This window comes from Thermoanaerobaculia bacterium, from assembly GCA_035593605.1.
Lineage (GTDB): Bacteria > Acidobacteriota > Thermoanaerobaculia > UBA2201 > DAOSWS01 > DAOSWS01.
The window spans coordinates 112,483-135,430 of the sequence record DAOSWS010000003.1 but is presented as its reverse complement, the minus strand read 5'-3'; the positions used below and the strand labels follow the sequence as shown (position 1 = coordinate 135,430).

Annotated in this window: 19 protein-coding genes and 1 pseudogene; 15 read left to right on the top strand and 5 right to left on the bottom strand. The window is 51.7% G+C overall.

Annotated elements, in window-relative coordinates:
• Positions 1 to 22: 22 nt before the first annotated feature.
• The 7 genes and pseudogenes from PLD04_02570 (at position 23) to PLD04_02540 (ending at position 8,750) form a co-directional block, all read left to right on the top strand.
• Positions 23 to 952 (top strand): branched-chain amino acid transaminase, encoded by a 930-nt coding sequence (locus PLD04_02570; GenBank protein HXK67203.1) that lies wholly within the window; start codon positions 23 to 25, stop codon positions 950 to 952.
• A gap of 48 nt (positions 953 to 1,000) precedes the next feature.
• Positions 1,001 to 1,738, top strand: a complete 738-nt coding sequence (locus PLD04_02565; GenBank protein HXK67202.1) for a hypothetical protein — start codon at positions 1,001 to 1,003, stop codon at positions 1,736 to 1,738.
• 27 nt (positions 1,739 to 1,765) lie between these two features.
• Positions 1,766 to 3,250 (top strand): GWxTD domain-containing protein, encoded by a 1,485-nt coding sequence (locus tag PLD04_02560; GenBank protein ID HXK67201.1) that lies wholly within the window; start codon positions 1,766 to 1,768, stop codon positions 3,248 to 3,250.
• A gap of 21 nt (positions 3,251 to 3,271) precedes the next feature.
• Positions 3,272 to 4,477: a bifunctional 3,4-dihydroxy-2-butanone-4-phosphate synthase/GTP cyclohydrolase II gene (locus tag PLD04_02555; protein HXK67200.1), complete on the top strand. Its 1,206-nt coding sequence runs from the start codon at positions 3,272 to 3,274 to the stop codon at positions 4,475 to 4,477.
• 382 nt (positions 4,478 to 4,859) lie between these two features.
• Positions 4,860 to 5,447: pseudogene (locus tag PLD04_02550) on the top strand (GTPase domain-containing protein).
• Positions 5,448 to 6,547: 1,100 nt separating this feature from the next.
• Positions 6,548 to 7,027: a DUF302 domain-containing protein gene (locus PLD04_02545; GenBank protein ID HXK67199.1), complete on the top strand. Its 480-nt coding sequence runs from the start codon at positions 6,548 to 6,550 to the stop codon at positions 7,025 to 7,027.
• Between the two features lie 115 nt (positions 7,028 to 7,142).
• Positions 7,143 to 8,750: a hypothetical protein gene (locus PLD04_02540; GenBank protein ID HXK67198.1), complete on the top strand. Its 1,608-nt coding sequence runs from the start codon at positions 7,143 to 7,145 to the stop codon at positions 8,748 to 8,750.
• 14 nt (positions 8,751 to 8,764) lie between these two features.
• On the opposite strand, the gene PLD04_02535 is transcribed toward PLD04_02540, so the two are convergent.
• Entirely contained in the window at positions 8,765 to 9,793 is a 1,029-nt protein-coding gene (locus PLD04_02535) for a J domain-containing protein (protein ID HXK67197.1), read from the bottom strand.
• A 113-nt stretch (positions 9,794 to 9,906) separates the two neighbouring features.
• On the opposite strand from PLD04_02535, the gene amrB reads away from it, so the two are divergent.
• Positions 9,907 to 10,953 carry an AmmeMemoRadiSam system protein B gene (amrB, locus tag PLD04_02530; protein HXK67196.1) on the top strand — a complete coding sequence of 349 codons (1,047 nt, stop codon included), beginning with the start codon at positions 9,907 to 9,909 and terminating at the stop codon, positions 10,951 to 10,953.
• On the opposite strand, the gene mutY is transcribed toward amrB, so the two are convergent.
• A complete protein-coding gene (gene mutY, locus PLD04_02525) occupies positions 10,944 to 12,005 on the bottom strand; it encodes an A/G-specific adenine glycosylase (GenBank protein HXK67195.1) in 1,062 nt (353 codons plus the stop codon). The genes amrB and mutY overlap by 10 nt on opposite strands.
• A gap of 123 nt (positions 12,006 to 12,128) precedes the next feature.
• Between mutY and PLD04_02520 the strand changes: the two genes are divergently transcribed.
• The 3 genes from PLD04_02520 (at position 12,129) to PLD04_02510 (ending at position 16,022) form a co-directional block, all read left to right on the top strand.
• Entirely contained in the window at positions 12,129 to 13,568 is a 1,440-nt protein-coding gene (locus PLD04_02520) for an aspartate ammonia-lyase (GenBank protein HXK67194.1), read from the top strand.
• Positions 13,569 to 13,596: 28 nt separating this feature from the next.
• Positions 13,597 to 14,739: a glycosyltransferase family 4 protein gene (locus PLD04_02515; protein HXK67193.1), complete on the top strand. Its 1,143-nt coding sequence runs from the start codon at positions 13,597 to 13,599 to the stop codon at positions 14,737 to 14,739.
• Between the two features lie 71 nt (positions 14,740 to 14,810).
• Entirely contained in the window at positions 14,811 to 16,022 is a 1,212-nt protein-coding gene (locus tag PLD04_02510) for a PP2C family protein-serine/threonine phosphatase (GenBank protein ID HXK67192.1), read from the top strand.
• Here PLD04_02510 and PLD04_02505 read toward each other — a convergent pair.
• Complete coding sequence (locus tag PLD04_02505) at positions 15,984 to 16,913, bottom strand: NAD-dependent epimerase/dehydratase family protein (protein HXK67191.1); 930 nt, start codon at positions 16,911 to 16,913, stop codon at positions 15,984 to 15,986. The genes PLD04_02510 and PLD04_02505 overlap by 39 nt on opposite strands.
• Here PLD04_02505 and PLD04_02500 point away from each other — a divergent pair.
• Complete coding sequence (locus tag PLD04_02500) at positions 16,912 to 17,553, top strand: DNA-3-methyladenine glycosylase (protein ID HXK67190.1); 642 nt, start codon at positions 16,912 to 16,914, stop codon at positions 17,551 to 17,553. The two genes, PLD04_02505 and PLD04_02500, sit on opposite strands and share 2 nt — an antisense overlap.
• Here the strand turns inward: PLD04_02500 and PLD04_02495 are convergent.
• Positions 17,492 to 19,771 (bottom strand): sensor domain-containing diguanylate cyclase, encoded by a 2,280-nt coding sequence (locus PLD04_02495; GenBank protein ID HXK67189.1) that lies wholly within the window; start codon positions 19,769 to 19,771, stop codon positions 17,492 to 17,494. The genes PLD04_02500 and PLD04_02495 overlap by 62 nt on opposite strands.
• Complete coding sequence (locus PLD04_02490) at positions 19,752 to 20,906, bottom strand: DUF4388 domain-containing protein (protein HXK67188.1); 1,155 nt, start codon at positions 20,904 to 20,906, stop codon at positions 19,752 to 19,754. Before PLD04_02490 ends, PLD04_02495 begins: the two co-directional genes overlap by 20 nt.
• Positions 20,907 to 21,003: 97 nt before the next feature.
• On the opposite strand from PLD04_02490, the gene PLD04_02485 reads away from it, so the two are divergent.
• Genes PLD04_02485 through PLD04_02475 form a run of 3 tightly spaced genes read left to right on the top strand, consistent with a single transcriptional unit; the run spans position 21,004 to position 22,938 of the window.
• Positions 21,004 to 21,900 carry a rhomboid family intramembrane serine protease gene (locus tag PLD04_02485; protein ID HXK67187.1) on the top strand — a complete coding sequence of 299 codons (897 nt, stop codon included), beginning with the start codon at positions 21,004 to 21,006 and terminating at the stop codon, positions 21,898 to 21,900.
• Between the two features lie 34 nt (positions 21,901 to 21,934).
• On the top strand, positions 21,935 to 22,657 hold the full coding sequence (locus PLD04_02480; protein HXK67186.1) for a glycosyltransferase family 2 protein: 723 nt from the start codon (positions 21,935 to 21,937) through the stop codon (positions 22,655 to 22,657).
• The gene (locus PLD04_02475; GenBank protein HXK67185.1) at positions 22,654 to 22,938 is read left to right on the top strand and encodes a lipid-A-disaccharide synthase N-terminal domain-containing protein; all 285 of its coding nucleotides are present in this window, start codon (positions 22,654 to 22,656) and stop codon (positions 22,936 to 22,938) included. The genes PLD04_02480 and PLD04_02475 overlap by 4 nt, the downstream gene beginning before the upstream one ends.
• Positions 22,939 to 22,948: the final 10 nt, after the last annotated feature.

The window sequence follows — 22,948 nt, the reverse complement described above, 5'->3', positions numbered from 1 at the left end:
TTAGACAGAGGAGGAAGGACCTATGGCGCGATTCGGAGGATGTAACAAAATCTGGATGGATGGGAAATTTGTGCCCTTTGATGAGGCGAAAATTCATGTACTTTCCCACGTGGTTCATTACGGTTCTGGTCTCTTTGAGGGAGACCGCTGTTACAACACTCCCAAGGGTCCGAGGATTTTCAGGCTGAAGGACCATACCGACCGTCTATTTAATTCATGCAAGATCTACCGGATGGTAGTGCCCTTTACAAAAGAGCAGGTCAATCAGGCCTGTATCGATACCATCCGTGAAAATAATCTGAAGGACTGCTACATCCGCCCCCTTGTATATCGAGGCTTTGCCGCGCTGGGAGTAGATCCGACTCCATGCCCGGTGAATGTCATGATTGCGGTGTGGGAATGGGGTAAATATCTTGGACCGGAAGCCCTGGAAAAGGGCGTGGATGTCCGGGTATCTTCCTGGAACCGCATGGCGCCCAACACCTTCCCGTATCTTGCCAAAGCCTCTGCGAACTATATGAATTCTCAGCTGATCAAGATGGAAGCCATCGCCGACGGATACGTGGAAGGGATCGCCCTTGATATCTTTGGTATGGTTTCCGAAGGCAGCGGAGAGAACCTCTTTGCCGTTCACAAGGGAAAAATCTATACACCGCCCCTGTCCACCTCGGTTCTTCCGGGGATTACAAGGGATTCAATTATCACACTGGGTCGCCACCTGGGGTACGAAGTCCATGAAATGAAGATTCCCAGAGAGATGCTTTATATTGCCGATGAGCTCTTCTTTACGGGATCGGCAGCCGAAGTGACCCCGATACGAAGTGTGGACAGAATTGTTATCGGTGAAGGGAAGTGCGGACCGGTCACGAAGAAACTTCAGGACGCCTTTTTCGCCGTGATCAATGGTGAGGCTGAAGATCTCTGGGGTTGGCTGACGCCGGTCTACGACTAGGCTGATGCCGGTCTGTGACTGAGACTTACCCGGCTTACGATTAAGAATGTGATTCAACCCAGATACGTTTTCAGGCATCTTCCTCGACTCAACATGAGCCTTTATACGCTCACGAGTAGAAGGGAATTTGCCATGGGATTGGCCAGCCAGATGGGATTGAGTGGTGTGAAGATCAAGGAGATCTGGCGGAATTCATTTAACCAGTTAATTGAAAAGCAGGTGACAAACCCGGAGGAGAAGGACCATTTCCACGAGTTGATGAAGCGGATTACCCACGATCAAAAGGAACGGGCTCCGCTGCATTTTATAACGCTTGTGGATTATTCCCTTCTCCAGGCATTCATGACTCTGGCATCCAAACAGGTGATTGCCGATGACGCCCATCTCTTCGACAGCCAGAAAATGTACGGGGATAACCTGCCCTTTTTCTGCCGTGCGGGTCATTTCAGTTATATCCGACAAAAGGTACGAGGCACCTTTACCCATTACTTCAAGAGCAGCAGCAGCGGTGATTTCTTTAAGAAACAGGCACAGATGGTGGAATCCTATTATAATTACCGTCTGTATCAGGTGCGTGAATCAAAGGATAAGTGGATTATGGAAGCCCTGGATCCTCCTGAAGCAGGTCGAAATGACTGCCTGGCCAATATCTATATTTTTTATCGAGGTTGGCTGGATCTTCTCTCGGTCTCCGAAGCCGGATCCGGTGCGTACCATTGCAAAGAGGAGGCATGCGTCGCTCTGGGCCACCCATCCTGCAGGTTTGTCTTTCAAAAGTTGGTATAATTAAGCTTTCCGATTAAGGAGGTTATTGTGAAAAGACTCATTACACTGTTCATTTTCCTCACCCTCGTCTCTCCGAGCATCTGGGCGAAGTACAAAGGCAAGTACGCCGATTTCGCTGAAGGTCCTGCTTCTCACCTGATGACCAAGGATGAAGTTAAAGACTTTAAGAAGATAAAAACCGATGCTGACGCTGAAGAATATATTGCCCTTTTCTGGGCCCGCCGGGATCCGACTCCGGAAACCGCCACGAACGAATACAAGGACCTCTTTGACGTTCGAGTTGCCGTGGCAGACAGGGATTTCGGTACTGAATTCCAAAAGGGATCCATGACTGACCGCGGAAAGATTTTTATCGTCTTCGGCCCCCCCACGGCACGAAAAGTGTCGGATTACCAGGGGGCTTCGGGGAGCACCGATGAAATCGGGGTGACCTCTGAAGGGTCAGGCGGAGGAAAGTATGGTAAAGCCTTCGTCACCGGACAGATAGAAATCTGGATATACCGGAAAGATCGCCTGCCTAACTGTGTCCAGCAGCACGAGGTCATGTTCAAGTTTCTGAAGGAAGAGAAAGCCAAGGACTTCACCATGGATCGCACAGTTGCCCAGGTTTTGCAGTCCATTGAGCTGGCCAAGGAGTGCACGATCCTTCATGCCGATCTCAAAGAAGCGCCCGTGATCGCAAAAGCCGTAGTGTTAGGTCCCTCTGCGCTTCTCACGCACACCATGAATCTCGTGAAAGGCGAAGCTTCCGCCAATACTGAAAAGGGATTTCTGGAAATCGCGCCCTTTTTCGCCGATCGGGATACCCCCTTCCTTGCCGTTCACATCTTCCTCCCCGAAGCGAAATGGTCCGGCGCGGCTCCTGAGCAACACGTGGCCTACTACGTGGAAGATGCTTCCGGCCTTCCCATCGTCAAAGCGGAAGAGGACGTGGCTCTGATATCGACACCCGGCGGATTTTATGTTGACCGTTCCATTATCCTTCTTCCCGGAGCGTACAAGCTTGGCGTCTCCTTGGGGAAGACAGACGGATCGATTGATTTTTCAAAGCTGGAAGAGGTGACCATTCCCGACTACACACAGGATACGTCGGAAGGCCTCTGGTTTACCCTCTCCTGTGATGTCAAACCCCTTTCACAGGCCCAGTTTGTCACCGATGCCTATGCCTTTGGAGGGATCAAGGTCGTCCCCAAATCCGACAACATTTTTAAGGTTTCGCAGGACTTGTGGGGATTTGGCAACGTCTTTTTCCCCAAGCTCGATGAAGCGGGCATACCCAAGCTGACATTTAAAATCGAATTTTATACGGATGGTAAAAGAGTCCGAAAAACCGCGGAAATGGAAGTGCAGCCCACCATGCTGGCTGAGGGCCGGTACGCCTTTGGGCAGGCGTACAATATCGGTATGGATCTCAAGCTGGAACCGGGAGCCTATACCTACAAGATGACTGTAAAGGACAAGCTCTCCGGAAAGGAGTGGGAAAAAGCCCGCGACTTTACAGTTGTCGAGTAACCCATCAGCAAGGACGCGCCTATGACCTTTGCCACGATCGAAACTGCAATCGAAGAGTTGCAGACGGGAAGAATCATTGTCATCGTCGATGATGAGGATCGGGAGAATGAAGGTGACCTTTGTGTTGCAGCGGAGAAGGTCACGCCTGAGATTATCAATTTCATGGCCAAACATGGGCGCGGCCTCATCTGCCTTGCCCTGACGGGAGAACGATGTGAGGCCCTGAACCTGACCCACATGGTTCCCGAGGATAAAAACACGCACAAGACGGCCTTTACGGTATCCATTGAAGCCCGTGAAAACGTGACCACCGGAATATCCGCGCACGACCGTGCAGTGACTGTGCTTACCGCAATTGATCCGTCCCGGGGCCCCGGTGACCTTACTCGTCCCGGGCATGTCTTTCCTTTGCGTGCTCAGGAAGGGGGAGTACTGCGCAGAGCCGGCCATACAGAGGCTATCGTGGATCTCGCACGGCTTGCCGGGTTGAATCCATCGGGCGTGGTCTGTGAAATCATGAAGGATGACGGTACCATGGCGAGGCTCCCCGATCTGGAAGCCTTTGCCACGGAACATCGGCTGAAAATGATCACCGTGGCCGATATTATCCGCCACAGGATGAAAACCGAGCGGAATATCCGGCGAATTGCTTCTGTTCGACTCCCCACGAAATTCGGAGATTTTACAGCTGTCCCCTATATCTCTGAAATTTCCGGGGAAGAACACCTTGCCCTGACAATGGGCGATCTGACCATGGATGAGCCCGTCCTGGTTCGTGTTCATTCTCAGTGCGTTACGGGCGATATCTTCCATTCCCTGCGTTGTGATTGCGGAGACCAGCTTCACCTCGCCCTCCTCTCGATCGCAGCCACAGGACGGGGTGTTCTCCTCTATCTGACTCAGGAAGGTCGAGGAATCGGATTGATGAATAAACTGAAAGCATACGAACTCCAGGATAATGAAGGGGCCGATACCGTTGAAGCCAATACCCGGCTTGGTCTTCCGGTCGATAAAAGAGATTACGGCATTGGTGCACAGATTCTCAGGGACCTTGGGGTTCGGCGCATGCGGTTGATGACAAACAATCCCCAGAAATATGTTGCTCTCAATGGGTATGGTCTTGAGATCATTGAACGGGTACCCATTGAGATATTACCCACCAGTGATAATCGGAAGTACCTGGAAACCAAAAAGGAGAAACTCGGTCATCTGCTTAAACTTGTCTGAATTGGGATCATGGAAAGATCGTGTTTTACCGGAATGCGTAAGCACGGTATAATAAGATGATGAGTGGACCGAGCACAGGAATATTGCGTGGAACAATCCTGCCAGCTTCATGGCTGGTGGTCCTGATGACTTTTTCCTGTGCGTCCATTACCTATGTTTCCGTACCGCCTCCGAAAATCAAAGTGGAGAAGACCCACCCCTGTGCGGAAGGAAAAGACTGGGTTCCTGGTGCCTGGGCCTGGAAGAATGGGCAGTATGTATGGTTACCGGGTCATTGTAAGAAACGCCCCAGAGCAGGAACACGCTGGATTCCGGGAAAATGGGAAAAGTGCGATTCCGGCTGGTACTGGATTCCGGGGCGCTGGTCGAGGTAGGCCCGAAAATGGTCCTCTTTAATTACTCTTCGCGGGAAGTCACTCTCAAGATCGTCTATTACGGCCCGGGGCTTTGTGGGAAGACAACCAACCTGAAGTTTATTTACGATACTCTTCCGTCCAACTCCAAAAGTAAAATGATTTCCCTTGCAACCAACCAGGATCGTACCCTTTTCTTTGACTTTCTTCCGCTCGATCTGGGAACGATTCGAGGCATGAAGGTTCGGCTTCAGCTCTATACCGTTCCCGGCCAGGTGTACTACAATTCGACAAGAAAGCTGGTGCTCAAAGGAGCAGATGGCGTCGTATTTGTGGCAGATTCACAGGACTTTGCTTATGATGCCAATATCGAATCCCTGAAGAACCTCAGTGACAACTTAAACGAGCACGGTGTGCGTCCGGATACCGTACCTATTGTCATTCAATACAATAAACGGGATCTGCCCAATGCGCTGCCCCTGGAACAACTCCAGTCCGCATTGAATAAGACCGGGCATACAGAATATGAGGCCATTGCCACAACAGGATTCAATGTTCTCGAAACCCTGAAGTCCATTACAAGGAATGTCCTGCATGAAGTGATTCAGCAGCATGGCCTGACGGCAGGCGATACTCTGTCGATCGATGAAATTGAATTTGGACAGAAAAAGCAACGGGAACAGAGGAGGACAACGATGATGGATTTTGATGAAACCCCGGACTCTGTATGGGAGGACGAGGCGGAGCAGGATGATCGCAAAAGCCTCTTCACAGATCAGAGTTCCGACGAATTCATCTTTGAAGAAGTAGGGGAAGACCATCCGGAAGTTGCCGGCCATGAAATTCCTCCTCCAGCGGAGAACCTTCAAAACGAAGCCTCTGCCCCTGTGATCAGCCATGTTCCCGATCTGCTCCCGACCACGGAAGTCCCCCAGGATACCCATTCGTCTCCCATCCATTTTGAGGAGGAGCCCCTCAGCCCATCTCCAGCGCCTGAATCGGATGTGTCCATGCAGGAACCGGTTCTGGATCTCGGATCTCAAGAGTCCGAGATGAAGAATTCACAACAGACAGAACAGGTACCGGGTGCCGAGCCTCAGGATCATTTTCTCCCGGAAGAAAGCGAAAACGTTCTGGAACAGGAAACTCCAATGGGGCAGCCGCTTTCACCGCCTCAGCCTCCAGTGGGTGGAGACCTGCAGATTGAGGTTGCCGCCGATCTTGTAACGGAAAGTCCAAAACAGGATCTTCAAACTCCGCCTCAGGAACCCCGTACCCTGCCTCTTACTCTGAAGCTGACCAGGGAGGACATCCAGGCCGGAAAGATCAAAATTCTATTGACCCTGGAGATTGAAGAGTCCTGATCTTACGGAAATAGAAGCACTACGCACACAAATAAACAAAAGGACACATAAGGGAAACGTCGATCGCCGCAGGTGGTTGCGAGCATTCATCTCTGTTACCAGGAATCCACATCGAAAAACTCGGATAACCCGAAAATCCCCTTGATCCCATGTCTTCAGGGGCGAGATGAGCTGTCGATTCGTTGCAGCTTCCTGCATGCGGATGAGATGAAACGTCACACTGGAATGAAACCCCAATGAGGGTTGTTTAAGTATTGCTGTAAGCATATATAAGTAAGGAGTAATGTTGGTCAGGGGGAAACCAGGTGATCCAGGTAAACTTTCCCATCCTATTGAAATGAAAGGGGTGTCCTATGAAACTTGTTCTTCTTTTTATCATCGGTCTGGTTGCGGGAATTGCTGGGGTTTTTCTGGCTATCCGGATGCTGGCGCCGGGTATGATGCTCCGGGAAATCAAAAGCCCCATGGGATTCGATGAGACCGTGGAAGCCATTACTCAGAACGCTCAGAATGCAGGCTGGGTTGTCTCCAGTATCCAGCCCCTGGATGAATCCATCCGTAAGAACGGGGGAGGGGACCTCAAGCCGATCCGGCTCGTAAATCTCTGCAATGCCGGGCATGCTTTTGAAATCCTGAAAGAAGAGGATAATCTTACGCTCTCGGTCATGATGCCCTGTACGATCAGTGTCTATGAAAAATCAGATGGAAATACCTATATCGGGACTATGAACGCGGGACTCATGGGTTCGCTGTTCGGCGGTACCGTGGCCAGGGTTATGGGGGGAACGGTCGCCCGGCAGCAGCAGGAATTCATTGCTTTTGCGAAGCACTGAAAAAGATCTAATCCTATTCGTACATTCAGATAGAATCTATTGACTGACAAAATGAACTGGAGTATATAAGGCATACGATATTCGATTTCTATGCTGCTTCACGTGCGGAGGTACAATGACCATTGTCAGAATCGCATTCCTTATCCTCTGTTCGGCTTTGATCCTGTCCGCTGCGTCAACGCCTCCCGATACTCTTTCCTATCAGGGAGTTCTGCGGGATGACCAGGGACACCCCCTGGATGGCACGTATGACATGGTGTTCTCCTTCTTCACTCTCGACACGGGAGGAGATGAAATCCTGATCGACGAGCATAAGGTTGCAGGAACGGGGGGTGTGACAGTTTCCGCGGGCTTCTTTACCGTCGCTCTGGGAAGCGGAAACATCCTGGACGGAAGCGGAGACGGAGAATATCTATCCCTTTTGGAGATGATTAGGAACTTTTCCGATATCTGGCTGCAGGTGAAAGTTCAAAGCGAGATGTTGATGCCTCGCGTGCGTTTACATTCCTCACCCTTTGCGTTAAATGCTTCAAGTCTGGCAGGCAGGGATCCCTCTGAATTTCTGGATATCTCTGCTTCAAGCCAGACAAAGCACGGACCGCTCTCTATTGATATTTCGACCCAGAGTGTTGCACTTAACGTGGGAAGTAATATGACCGGGGGAATCTTCGGAGGCTACGGTCCCAATAGTAATACCGGGATCAAAGGACAGGCGTGGGGCGGAACTTCCAACATCGGAGTTCACGGGTACGCAGCCCTTAATCCGGGAAACTGGGCAGGGTACTTTGAAGGGGACACCTATATCAAGAATTCTCTCGCTTTGGGTACGGCTACTCCGGACGCGAATTTGGATGTTCACGGCTCGGTAAAATTGCTCGGTGATCCATCTGTTCGCTCTTTTGATACGGAATACCTCGCAGAAAGCGACGGGTGGGTTCAGGGATATCTTTATGCGTACGGAATCTCAGGAGGGGATCTGTGCTGGGTGCAGGGTACTGCCAACGGGAGTTGGCGTTTGTATGCTGGGAGCATGTATGGAGGATCCACATTTACGATGCCCGTGCGAAAGGGAGAAGTGTGGGTTGTTCACTACACACTTGATTGGGGAAGCTGTGGAAAACAACTGATGTGGATTCCAATGGGTCAGGGCTCAGGGTCGAGGTCTTCTCAGAAAGGAGTATGCCAGGTATCAGGACTGCAGGTACCGTCAGAAAATGCGAAACATCAAAGAAAACAAGAGTCGGAATTGGCCCGTGATGGAAAACTGGAGCATGAGTCTTCACATTCTGAAGAGAGATATCTTAATGATCCAGGTTCACAGTCCGGGCAAATGGTAATTCGAGTTTCCGTAGATGATCCGATCCATGAGGGGGATGTACTTGTGATGAATCAGGATTCTTCATCCGGCGCCTACCGGATTGCCTGCCTGCCGGAGGACAGGTTGATCGCAGGGGTGGCAGGCGATTTAGCCAACGAAGATGTCAATGGGCTGGACCCTTTTTATTCAGAGGGCAGGGTCCCGCTGCTGGTGGGAGGAGTGGCGAAGGTCAGGGTAGATGCCTCCTATGGAGCCATTCAAAAAGGGGATCTTCTTGTGACCTCTCCTACATCGGGACATGCGATGAGGTCGGATAACCCCATGGCTGGCACGATCCTGGGAAAGGCGATGGAATCGCTGGCAAACGGAACCGGTTTGATCCAGGTTCTGTTAATGCTGCGCTGATTGCTGAATTATTCTCAGACCGAATCGGGAAGGCCCGCCCGGATATCCATGATGTAATATTCGTTCAGCCGCCGCATGAGGTCCTTGGCTACCTCGGATTCCCGGTCGGGAATCATCACCTGGATCCTGCAGTAATGGTCTCCGTACGCGTTGGTCTTGATATTTCGCACCCCTTTTCCGCGGACACGGATCAGGCTCCCATTCTGCGTTCTGGACGGCACTTTGAGCTTGATCCTCCCGTGAATCGTAGCCGCGGTTACCTCGGCGCCTCCATAGGCTTCCGCCATCGTTACAGGCAGATTCGCATATATGTCATCCCCTCGTCTCTCAAAGTAGGAATGGGAGCGGATTTTCACCTTTACAAAGAGATCTCCCCTCAATCCGCCGGCCCGACCCGGCAGTCCCTTCTCCTTGATTCGGATCATGGCACCGTCATAGATCCCCTCAGGAATCTTTACCCGAATGCGTTCGCTCTTAACGAGAATTCCTGCCCCGTGGCATTGCTGGCACAACCTTCCACCGGTATTTCCGAGGCCCCCACAGAGGGTGCATTCTTCCTGAACGCGAAGAGTAACGAACGTACCGCCGCCATGGACTGCAGTTCCGAAATCGATCTCGATTTCTTCCGTGGTGTCGCCGCCTCGCTGAGTCCTGGTCGAGACCCTTTCGCCACTCTGTCTTTCGGATGAAAAGATGGAGGAAAACATGTCACCAAATCCTGTAAACCTCGAAAAGAAGTCAAAGTCAGCCGGGTCAGCCCCGCCTTCGGGTGAAACCGTCCTCCAGACATGCCCTTCGCCGCCTCCCGGGTGGGCTCCATGGGAAAATCCCTCTGTACCGGCCTCATCATAGCGCTTCCGTTTTTCTGAATCGGAAAGGACGGAATAGGCTTCCGAGATCTGTTTGAACATCTCCTCCGATTTTTTGTCACCGGGGTTTACATCGGGATGATACTTGCGAGCAAGACGGCGATACGCCTTCTTGATTTCATTTCTCGACGCCTTTCGCGATACTCCCAGGATTTTGTAATAATCCTTTGACATGGGGATAGTATATCAAAGGGTTGACCCGCAATTCACAGGATGATGTTGTCCCCTTCTTCAGGCTTCGCTACAATGGTAGCAACAACCTTTTCTTTGTCTTCCGAGGAGGAACGATGGTTCTGACAGGACTGATAATCTCCATGGTTCTCGCATCTTCAGGGCAGTTTCGCGAGATTCAGGACCCTTCAGGGTATGCGTTCACCCCTGAAAAGATCCACGCAGTGATCGAAGCCTGTGAACGGGAGCATCCTCCTGTCGTGAGTCAGGGGGAAGACCCGGCTCGTGTCGTAATAAGCGCACACGATGATCACCTTTACTCCGGGGAGTCTATCTTCCGATCGACAAGAGGTATACGGGCGCGGACGGTTCTGATGATTGGCGTGGCGCACGGAGCTTCTCGATGGGGGATCCGGGATCGTTTGATTTTTGATGCATTTGACGGATGGAAGGGACCTCTTGGCACCATTCCTGTTGACCTGGACTTTCGAGACGCCCTGGAATCCTCTCTGGAGGAGGTGGACTTTGTGGTTTCCAGCGATCACCACTCGGAAGAGCACTCCCTGGAAGCCCTCATTCCCTTTCTTCAGGCTCAGAATCCTGAACTCTCCATCGTGCCGATTCTGGTTTCTCCCATGCCCTGGGATCGCATGGAGATTCTCGCAAAGAAGCTTGCCGTGGCTACGGAGAACATTCTGAAAGCCCGGGAATGGTCATGGGGAAGGGATTTCCAGATTGTGATCTCCAATGATTCGGTCCACTACGGGGATAGACAGTGGGGAGGGAAGAACTTCGCACCCTTTGGTGTGGGCATCCATGGTCTGAAAGAGGCGAAAAAGAGAGATCTGGATCTGATTAAGAACGATCTTCTTGGTCCTCTTAATGCTTCCAGGCTGAAGAATCTTCTGTACAGCCTCGTCACGGAAGATGAAAGGCTTGAATACAGGATTACCTGGTGCGGCCGGTTTTCCATTCCCTTTGGTCTGCTCTATTCAATTCGTCTCACCGAATCGATGGAGATGTCTGTTCCCGTCGGAAGTCTGGAATCCTATACAACCAGCGTGGAGGCCGGCCAGCTCGACCTTCCGGAGGCCGGCCTCACGGTTTCCGCCCCGGCCAATCTGAGGCACTGGGTAGGATACACCTCGATGATCTATCGCTGAACCGGCTTATCCACGCCGATGATTCCTTCCGTTTTCACCAGCTCCAGTATCTTCCTGTCCAGTCTGGACAGGGCCATGGTCTCGGATTCATTCAGGCTGACGAATCGCTCTGTGGAACGGCGATCCGAAAGACCATCCGTTTCCGCCTCAATGATAACGCAAGGTGTTACAGCCAGTGTGAAGTGAGTATAGGAATGGCGGATTTCCGGAAGGGTCCGCGAACCTTCCGGCAGGTTATCTCTGTCATAGAGAAGAGGAAAACCCCAGAGGCCTCCCAACATCTCTTCCTCCGGGCGCTGAATCAGCAGGATCTCTTTCTTACGGATTTGTACCAGGCCAATAGCCCTTACAAGGGGAGGGCGTTTTGCCCGGGCGGGAAGAGGGATCGAATGGACAAGGTTCTTCGTCCGGGCAATACATTCCCGGCTTATTGGGCAACTTTTGCAGGCGGGAGAGCGAGGCGTGCAGATCATAGCTCCAAGTTCCATCAGGGCTTCATTAAAGGCCCCGGAACCTTTAGGGGGAAGGTGGGGAATGAGAAGTTTCTCCACCATTCTGGAGGTAATTTTTTCCTCGATTCCGAAGAGTCGGGCGGCTACCCTCTTTACATTGCCGTCTACAGCGATAACCCGTTCATCTGCAACGATTGAAGCGATGGCGGCCGCAGCATAGGAACCAATCCCCGGAAGGGTTTTTAACTCCTCCGCGGTAAGCGGGAGAATTCCTCCAAATTTCAACCGGATCTCTCGTGCCGCTTCATGAATCATCCGGGCTCGCCGGTAGTAACCGAGTCCTTCCCATGCCTTGAGTACCTGATCGAGAGAAGCTTCAGCCAGGCTCTGAACGTCGGGGAATTGTTCCATCCATCGCTGATAATAGGGAATGACTGTGGCCACCCGGGTCTGTTGAAGCATGATCTCGGAAATCCATACACGATAAGGATTTCGTGGTTCCCGGCGCCATGGAAGATCCCGGGCGCTCGTTCGAAACCAGTCCAGGAGGATACCGGTGATGGTTTTATGCTTATGAGGTGAATGCCTTTTCTGATCCATGTCGTACTAGCGTACCAGAAGATGGTTCTTTACAGCGGGGGAAGCCACGCAGATGGATGTGTGAGATACAATAGGTCACCTCCCATCTTCCCGGGCAGGTAACGACAACAGGAGTGTGATGCTATGGAAGTACGAATGGAACGTGACAGCCTCGGGGAACGCCCCGTTCCCGCAGATGCGCTCTACGGTCTTCAGACCCTTCGAGCCGTGGAAAATTTCCCGATTACGGGAATCCCTCTCTCGAATTTCCCCCTTCTAATCCGTGCTCTTGCTTCCATCAAGGAAGCTGCTGCAGAAGCGAATGTCGCACTTGGGCTTCTGGATCGGGACCTCGGTGAGGCCATGTTTCAGGCGTGCCGGGAGATTCGCCAGGGTCAATTCCTCGACTCCTTTGTTGTGGATGCGATTCAGGGAGGTGCAGGCACTTCGACGAATATGAACGCCAACGAAGTGATTGCCAACCGGACGTTACAGATCCTGGGATTCAAGCCAGGCAGTTACGATCGATGCCATCCGAATAACCACGTAAATCTGTCCCAGTCCACCAATGACGTTTACCCCACAGCGCTCAAGCTGGCGGCGTTGGGGCGTGTCGAAACTCTGCTGGACGCAATGGAGTTGCTCTGCTGTTCTCTTGAGAGAAAAGCACATGAGTTTCGGAACATTCTTAAACTGGGCAGAACCCAGCTTCAGGATGCCGTACCCATGACGCTGGGCCAGGAATTTGAAGCCTATGCCGTGACGCTCCGGGAAGACCGGGATCGGCTACGGGAAGCATCCACCCTTCTTCTGGAGATCAACATGGGGGCGACCGCCATTGGAACGGGATTGAATACCGTCGAGGGCTACGCGGAACGGGTCAGAGAAAATCTTTCCCGCATTACGGGTGTTCATCTGATCACAGCCCCTCACCTCATCGAGGCCACATCGGATGCTGGTGCCTTCGTCCAGCTTTCGGGTGTTCTCAAACGGATTGCCGTAAAGCTGGCGAAAACCTGTAACGATCTCCGCCTCCTCTCTTCCGGACCCCGATCGGGTATCGCAGAAATTCATCTTCCCGCGGTCCAGCCCGGGTCAACCATTATGCCGGGAAAGGTCAATCCCGTGATTCCTGAGGTGGTCAATCAGGCATGTTTCCAGGTCATCGGAAATGACGTGACGATCACCATGGCGGCCGCTTCAGGCCAGCTGGAATTGAATGCCTTTGAGCCGTTGATCGGGTTCAATCTCTTTTTCTCATTCCAGGTTCTGGAAAGATCGATGCACGTACTTCGGGAACGATGTGTGGATGGAATCCGTGCGGATGAAAAACGATGCAGAGATCTCCTGGAGGGATCCCTGGGAATCGTAACCGCCCTCGTTCCCTATATCGGATACGATCGTGCGGCCGATATCGCAAAGGAGGCCCTTGCGACGGGGCGGCGCGTCTTTGACATTGCCCTGGAACAGGGTGAACTGGATGAAAATATTCTTCGTGAAGTACTCGATCCGGCAACGATGACACACCCGGGTTCCATACCTGGTGTAACAGTGGAGAGAGATAAGCCCGATTCCAGTTCATAACCACGGCACTCCATGATATAGTTTTCCCGTGCGTATCCTCTTCTGCCTCGAATACTTCCCCCCCCACATCGGTGGGGTGGAGCAGATGATGTACGATCTGACGAGAGCCCTTGTCCAGGAAGGTCATGAGGTCAGAATCGTGACATCTCGTGTGGAAGATACCCGGGCGAAGGAGACAATGGATGGAGTGGAAGTCTACCGTATCCGTTGTCCAAAACCGATGCGTCTGACCTTCAACCTTCTGGCCATTCCCGCTCTCTTCCGTCACGCACCCTGGGCGGATCTGATTCACTGCTCTACCTTTAACGGTGTCTTCCCGGCCTGGCTGGTGTCCCGCCTGAGAGGGAAACCCCTGGTGGGAACCGTCCACGAAGTCTGGCTGCACCTCCCGGAGGTTTCTCCACGGGTAAGCTGGTTCATGAAAAAAATCTATCCACTGGCACAGAGGGTTCTCCTGAAACGCAGGGTCAGCCGGTGGGTTACCGTATCCTGGAGTACCCGACAGGCACTTCGTCTTGCGGGAGTTTCGGATGATAAGATTCGACAGGTCTACAATCCCGTGGATGTGAGACCCCCGGCCGATTGGAATGATACCCGGAGAGAGGTAATCCGGAATAAACTGAATATAGGAGACCGTTTTGCCTTTCTATATTTCGGCAGACCCGGCGTGTGGAGGGGAGTTGAGTACCTGATTCGAGGATTTCACCTCCTGCCTCCCGATCGTAAAGCGGTTCTGATCCTTGTTCTTTCAAGGAAACCAATGTCCGGATATACCTTATGCCAGACGCTTGCCGAAAGGGGAGACCGAAACGATACTATTTTCTTTCAGTCTTCGATGCCCAGGGGCCATCTGATCGAAACGATTCTTGCCGCGGATTGTGTCGTCGTTCCTTCGCTCAGTGAGGGGTTCGGCCTGATTGCCGCCGAAGCCTCAAGTCTGGGAATCCCGGTACTGGCCAGTGACGTGGCTTCCCTGCCTGAAGTTGTGGGAGGGAAATCCATCCTGGTTCCTCCCGCCGATCCTGAGATCCTGCAAAACGCCATGGTTGACGCAATGGAAGGAAGATGGGACAATCGCCCTCCCAGAAATTTTCCATTGAAAGATACGGTCCTTGGATATTTGGAAGTCTACCGGGAAATCCTTTATGGGAAATACTTCAGGGGAGAATAGAACGCATCGCATTGTTGTTATGATTCGATTTAAACTGATTGGAGGTCCGGGACCTCAGGTCCTGCATGATTATGGAATATCGTCACTTATTCAGAAACGTTGAAAAAACCGTATCGGCTATGGATGTGGAAGGAAGTGCGGAGGAACTTGTCATCCATGCGGCACGCGAACTGCTTCGCAACTTCAAAGAAGAACTTCATCTCTCCGGATTCAGAATCTACCGCAGGGATAATGGTGTTTTTAGAATTGTCAGTACCCAGGGGAGCGCAAATAAGGCACCCGAAGGGTTTTCCGTTCCCAGCTCCTATCCTCCGATAGAGCAGGCTCTGGATAGCGGGATTGTTCTTATGGACCGCTCTACACCTGGCGTAGATTCAAGTATTGAAAAACAGCTGGGTGTCCATCAGTTCGCTTCCATCTCCGTAGGGGACGGTCAGTTCCTCATTTCCTTCAGCTTCAGAGGCAAGGTGGATCGGGAAGTCATCTACTATACGCTGAATATCGTGCGTCATGCCATCAACCACAAGCTCCAGGAAGAAGCCTATCATGCTCTGGTAAACGAGGCACGGAAAATACAGGAATCGATCCTCCCCAAGAAACATCCCCGATTTCCCGGATTCGATATTTTTGGTGTCTCCCAGCCGGCGGAATCGGTGGGAGGCGATTATTTTGACTATATCTCCATCGGAGACACAACACTGGGCCTCTCCATCGGGGATGCCACAGGGCACGGTCTCCCCAGTGCTCTCCTGATTCGCGACGTCTATGTCGGCCTACGTATGGGAATTGCGAGAGAGTTCAAAATCACCAAAACCATGGAGAAACTGAATCGAATTATCGCCCGGGGCAAAATGACCTCACGATTTGTTTCCCTCTTTTTCGGCGAGCTTGAGTCCAACGGTCTCATGATCTATGTCAACGCGGGACATAACACACCCTACCTGCATCATCAGGGTAGCTGGACCTGCCTCTCAGAGCGCGGTTTGATCCTTGGCCCGATTCCGGAAGCTACATACAACCGTGGGCTGGCTCATCTCGATGAAGGTGATATTCTGGTTCTGTATACCGACGGAATTGTCGAAGCAACGGCTCCCGACGGGAGAATGTTTGAAGAATTCCGTTTGCTCGAAACTGTGGAGAAAAACCGGGATCGATCCGCTAAAACGATAGCAACGGCTGTTTTTCGTGAAGTCGATGATTTTCTTGAAGGCGCAAAGATTCAGGACGACCGGACTATTCTGATTCTAAAACGACTTTCGAAAGGCGTTGCAAGTCAGGATTAAGCCCTCCTGAAGGGGGGTCCAGGAAAATGTTTTCCCCAAGGATGCGCGAATTTTGGACGAGTCCAGGAGACTTCTCATCTGTTCACCGGCCTTGGCCGGTCCATGAGGGAGGTCTCGCCCCTCATGACCCAGAGCTGAAAGAATCAATGTTCCAAGCTGGTTGACGGTCGTGGGGACTCCCGTTCCAACGTTGTAAGCTCCTTCGAGCCTTTGTTGAGTCGCCAACCTGTTGGCGGTTACGACGTCCTTCACAAAGACATAGTCCCGGCTCTGTTGACCTTCACCATGAATGGTGGGAGTTTCACCTGCCAGAAGCTTATGGAAAAAGATGGCTACGACACCGGCTTCGCCATGAGGATTCTGTCGTGGACCATATACATTTCCGTATCGAAGTGCCGTGAATGGGACCTTATATTCTCTTTGAAAACAGTTCAGATACAGCTCACTCGCGTACTTTGCCACCCCATAGGGCGAGAGAGGCTGAGGTGCTGCCTCTTCGGGTGTCGGAATGGGGACGTCATCCCCGTAAATCGCTCCGCCGGAAGAGGCAAACAGGATATGTTCGGGCCTGAATTCCCGACAACACTGCAGGATGTTCAATAGTCCAAGGATGTTGGTCCGCGCATCCAAAAGAGGATCTGAGACACTGATTCGAACGTCCACCTGGGCGGCATGATGATTTACGATGGTTGGCCGGTGTTTTCGGAAAACATCGATCAGATCAGGATCGGCAACATCTTTCTGGTATAATGTGCAGCCCTGTGGGAGGTTGGATCTTGTTCCGGTGGACAGGTTATCCACCACCACAACAGCCCATCCCTCGGCCCTGTACATCTCAGCCAGATGGGAACCGATGAAACCGCAGCCGCCCGTAAGGAGAACTGTATTCATGAATCGTCATGATACGCCAACCAACCCGGAAGTTCAATCGGCGCTTCCTCCGGAGTTTTACCGTCGAGACACGGAACAGGTTGCGGAAGATCTTTTGGGTTGTTTCCTGTTCAGGGCCCTGGGAGATGAAATCATTGCAGGAATGATCGTTGAAACAGAGGCTTATCTGGGAGAGCGGGATCCCGCCTGTCACAGTTTTCGGGGCAGGACCCCAAGAGTGGAGCCCATGTTTCGGGCTGGAGGTGTGGCCTATGTTTATTTTGTGTACGGAATGCATTTTTGTGCGAATGTTGTGACCCGGGGAGAAGGGGAGCCGGAGGCAGTTCTGATTCGAGCTCTCCACCCCGTAAAGGGGATCGAGACCATGCGAAAAAGAAGAATGGGCCGAGTCAATCTTTCTTCAGGCCCTGCCGTTCTCTGCCAGGCTCTGGCAATTGACGGGACACTGAATGGCCATCCTCTCCATACTTCACCTCTCTGGATAGAGGGACGAACCGCAGGCACACCTTTTGAAATTGATCGAAGTCCGAGAGTCGGAGTGGATTACGCCGGGAAAGCGGCTCTCTGGCCGCTGCGTTTCACGATCCCTGGAAACCCGTACCTTTCTCGTCCTCCCCGTCGGGGGAATAGGAAAAGGTAACAACCCGGTTTTTCCCAAGAGATTTTGCCCGGTACAGTGCCTGGTCTGCCCGATCGATAAGACGGTCCTTTTCCCTCGCATCGGTCGGAAACATGGACAACCCCAGGCTGATGGTGATGTTCAGACGGTGCTTCTCTCCATCCACGATACATTCAAAAATGTGTCTTTCAACACCGATGCGCACTCGTTCAGCCACAACGACGGCCTGTTCCATCGACATCTCGGTGAAGATGATCATGAATTCCTCGCCTCCGTAACGGAACACCATGTCGAGGGGATCACGAATGGTGGTTTTCACGATTTTCACCATCTCTTTGAGAACTTCATCTCCTACAAGGTGGCCGAAAGAATCGTTGACTTCCTTGAAATTGTCAATATCGATGATGGAGAGGCAAAGAGGTTTCTTCATCCGCTGATGCCGCTTCAGTTCGGTCAGGAGAACCTCCTGAAAGTGCCGATGGTTGTAAGTGTTGGTTAACGGATCATGGATGGAAAGCTGGCGGATCTTTTCGAAGTTGCGTGCCGAAATAATGGCTGCAACCGCCTGGTTGGCGAAAATTTCCAGAGCCTGAATTTTCTCATAGGTGGGAACACGGCCATCGACAGGGTCATCGATCGATAGATACCCGACAAGCTCCTGGCCGGTCTTGAGGGGAATAAAGAGCATGTTGAGGGGATGCCACATTCCTGGTTTCCACTCTTCCGCTTCGGACTTGACCAGGATGTCGTAGTCGCTGGAAATGTACTTGGAGTGTTCGACGAAGAAAGACTTGGAAATGCGCGTGTCTTCGATCCAGTGGCGGATAACTTCATCCTCTGGCACGGTGACGGCCCGGACCCTGTCCCACACATCGTCCAGGCCGGCCTGCGCCAGTCGTTCAAAGGAACGGGTTTCAGGGTTGTAAAGACTGACCAGAACGGTATTGAATCCCAGGGTGTCCCGCACTGCCCTCGCGACTTTGTTCAGGACTTTATCCAGTTGCAGTTCTTTTGTGATTTCATGGGAGATCTCGAGGAGCTTCCCCAGCGTTTCCGTCTGGTTCATGAGATGTCGATTCATGAGCTGCATTTCCTGCCTGAGGAGGTAGTCCTGAACCGAAATGGATAAATGATCGGCAAGGATGCCGATGATCTCCTGGTTGTGATACCTGTCAAGAACCTTAAGCCTGCTTTCCAGGATCAGGAGTCCCATATAGAGTTCCTGGGTCTTCAGAGGCATGACAACCCGGCTGCGGCGTTCCTTGTGAAGCCAGAATCGGTCAACAAGATTGGTGATCTCCGCCATGTCCGGAGCACGCTCATACAGTTTCAGAGATTCCACGACATTTTGAAGTTCTACAGATCGTCGCTGCACCTCGCCAATCGTGTATACCTGGATCGGATGGTCGGGGTCGAAACTCTCCCAGAAAATGACAGCCGCACTGTCAATGGGGATGATGAGTTTGAGAAGGTCGCAAACCTTCTGAAAAAAAGCGCTGCCGATGGCTTCCACCATGGAAAGGTTGGATATTTCCTGGATTACCTTTAGCTCCTGGCCATGCTGAAAGATTTCCATTTTCTTCTTTTCAATGTCGGAGATTGTTTTTACCAGGAATCCAAGAACACCGACAGGGATAAAGACCAGAAGGGTCTGATTGAGACCATAGTTTTCCTGAAGAACATCAGCAAAGAGTAGAATCGGTATCAGAATGAGCAGTTCGGACATCCGCACGAGCCCGAGCTTGAGAACCGGTTCCCGGTCCCTCTTCGTGAGGAGCTGGAGGGCGGGTCTGAAAAGAGCAAACACCATGATGGAAAAAAGAGTTTGTGTGGGCTGGGCACGGAGAGGGAGTGACGGATTGAGAGATGCCGCCGCCGCAACGGCCGTAATGCCGTAGACAAATGCCTGTCCCAGGCTGTCCTGAAGAATAATGAGCGGTTTGTCTCGACGAAGTGCGAGACCCTTCAAGAGCAGAACGGACAGCACAAAGATCATGATAAAGGTGGGGTTTGGGAAGAGAAGGGCGAGGGGCAGGGCAATAAAATGCAGGAGAGTGTGGCGAAGTTCGAATACCTTGAATTCCATGACTGTCATCAGAAAAGCCAGGAGCAGGATGGCCAGGGCAAAGGTGTTGGGTGATGGGATTGTGAATGGGAAAAGGAAAGTTGTTCCCACAAGGAGAGTCAGGGAAGCGAACGAAATTGCCAGGCGGAATAATTCAGTTCTGAGGATCGCCATGTTGTATTCCTATGATATCCCGATTCATAAGAGAATCAAAGACCAGATAGGCATCCACCACGTGCATCGGGGCCAGAGCCAGAATGTTCTGAATATCATAGTGACCGTTGATCCGGGTCAGAATGAAACCTTCCTTCGGGGTGAGGTTGAGATTGGATATTTCTTCCAGAGGCAATTTCAGAAAGGGGATTGCACTGGTTCGAATTCCCTTTGCCTGCAGGCTGGAAAGGATGTGGGTCTGGACCTTTTCGATCCTTTCCTCAACGGCAAGTTCATCGGGTCGAAGCGTCTGTACTTTTCGGATGGTGTCCCAGGCTTCCTGAAAGATTCCCTTCTTCAGAAGCATGCCGCTCCGTGTCATAAGGCGATGCACTTCAAGTTCCGCTTCATCGATATCGGCAAACCTCGAATTCCTGTGCTCCTCGATGGCCAGGGCTTCCTCTGGAGTCGAAAAGGTGACCAGATTCCTGTTGTGAAGCTGGAAGAGAATCATGGAAGTATGAAAATCACGGGAACGGGTAAGGAGAGCGATATCGGCGACGGTATGCTTTCCGTTGCACTGATCAAGGATGAGTTGTTCCCGGGCATCCATCTCGGCCTCCATGTCCATTGCCCTGAAAGGAATCGTCCTCATGCTTGGAATTACCTGCTTTACCCTCTTCCATTCATCGGATCTTCGCAGCCCTTCCATGATAATTTTTGTGGGGTCGATCTTCAGGGGGATCATCTTGATTTCCGGCAGCAGATCTTCAATGAAGGTGAACTCTCCTTCGTCCCATAGAAAAATCTCATACAGGCTCTCTTCAGCCTTGATTCGCATCAGCTTCTGGAGTTCGTCGCTGGAAATTGCGCCGATCATGACGAGTATCTTCCCCAGCAGCATGTTGGACTGGCTCTGTACTTCCATGGCCCGGGTCAGTTCTTCCTCGGTGATGTAGCCGTAAGAAAGAAGAAACTGCCCCAGATACTCCCTCGGATCGTCCGAAGTTGTCGAGATAATGTAACCGCGCTCGAAAAATACCCGTTTCTCTGTGGTTACTCCCTGAATGATGAGGGTTCCCGTCTTCAGGGAATGAAAGATCCACTGCATAAGATCGGCAAGGCTCATTGTTCGCAGGGTGCCGGAAATTCCCATAACTTTTCATTATATCATTTGCGGATGCATACGATTTGCTCTTCGTGGTAACCTGAAGTATGATCTTGCACACGTTCCTTGCAGGAAGGGGAATAATTTGAGCCTGAAGTCTTTGCTTGACTTTCTGGGTTTCAACAGCCCGAAGTGGCGCTGGAGAATTTACCGGGCAGAAAGGGCTTTGAAGGAGGCGTTTCAAAAGCAGGAAGGTCCTCGAAGGCTTACGATGAAACGTTGCCTGCGCTGCGGTGGCCTGAGTCCTGTTACGGATCGCAGATGTGTAACCTGCGGGTCCATTCTTCTGCCTGCCTGGTTGAACTGGCTTCCCCTTCGACTTACCTCGGCCGATATTCCAGCGACCTGGACCCTTTTGAGTCTCAACTTTATATGGTTTGTTCTTGCGCTGGTTCTGGAAGGCCCGAAGGGATTGATGAGTCCATCGACGGATACCCTGATCCGTACGGGTGCCCAATTCTGGCCTTATGTTTTTCAGGGACAGTTCTATCGGGTAATCACCTATGCTTTTGTCCATATCGGATTTATCCACTTTGCCTTTAACATGGTAGTTCTCTATCAGATTGCACCGATTATCGAAAGGGAAACCGGAAGGTTTTTTATTTTTCTTTATACCTTCACGGCTGTGACGGCAACCGGGGCAGGCCTTCTCTTTCACCCCCTTTCGCCAACGGCAGGTGCCTCCGGCAGCCTGTTTGGTCTGATCGGTTTCATGATTGTCTATGCGCACCGCCTGGGAAACAGGGGACTTCGAAACTTTATGGTTCAATGGGCTCTCTATGCCCTGGTCTTCGGATTTCTGGTGGGAGCCGACAATGCGGGGCATGTCGGAGGGGCCCTGGGCGGACTCTTTCTCGGAGCCGTGTTGCCGATGAGACGCGAAGTACTTCGCTCCTTACAGCAGGTTCTTACCCTGGGAGCTTTCCTTTCATGGATGGCCATCGCGGCCGGCCTCATTACTGTAGTTATACGCCTTCTTTGATTTAACGGAGATCCGCTGCGTGTATAATGGTAGTGTGAAATTGTCCGCGGTTATTCCCTTTCATAATGAAGAGGCGTGCGCAGAGAATGTAATCCTGGAAACAGCGGAAGTCTTGAAAGGCCTGAACCAGTCTTTTGAGATTCTCGCGGTTAATGACGGGAGTTCTGACCGGACCCGGGACATTCTCTCCGCACTTTGCCCATCGATTCCCGAACTGCGTGTTTTTTCAGCCCGGAAAAAAGGAGGGCAGTCTTCAGCTGTCTACTTCGGGCTCCAGAAGGCAAAGGGGGAAATCCTCCTGACGATGGATGGTGACGGCCAGAATGATCCCCATGACTTCCCGGCCATGATTACCCTGCTGAATGATGCCGACATGGTTGTAGGGGTGAGGAGGAAACGAAAGGATCGCTGGATAAAGCGGATCAGTTCGAAGATCGCCAATTCATTTCGAAGGCTGGTTTTAAGAGATCCATTTCATGATGTCGGATGCGCGATGAGGGTTATGTCGAACAGGGTCTCTCGCAATCTGCCTTATTTTACAAGCCTGCACCGCTTTGCTCCCATCCTTGCCTGTCGTATGGGTTTTACCGTAAAAGAAATCCCCGTCAACCACCGGGCCCGCCTCGGGGGTAAGACAAAATATGGTACCTGGGATCGTCTGATCGTCGGTCTTTCGGATCTTTACGGAGTGAGGTGGCTTACCCGTCGGATCCAGGCCTATGAAATTCGTGAACATATCGATGAGGAGAATGCATGAAGATGAATTTTTGGCTGATCTGGGGCTTTATCGGGCAGGCATGTTTCTTTTCGCGTTTTCTGATCCAGTGGATGGTATCCGAGAAGGAAAAACGAAGTGTTATCCCTGTTCAGTTCTGGTATTTTTCGCTGATTGGAGGATCGATGCTTCTGGTATACGCCATACAGCTCAAGGATCCCGTGTTTATTCTCGGACAGGCGGGAGGTGCATTCATCTATCTTCGAAATTTGATGCTCATTTACCGGAATCGGGGTAAAGAGTCCGATTCCACTATTTCATAAAAACACCAGG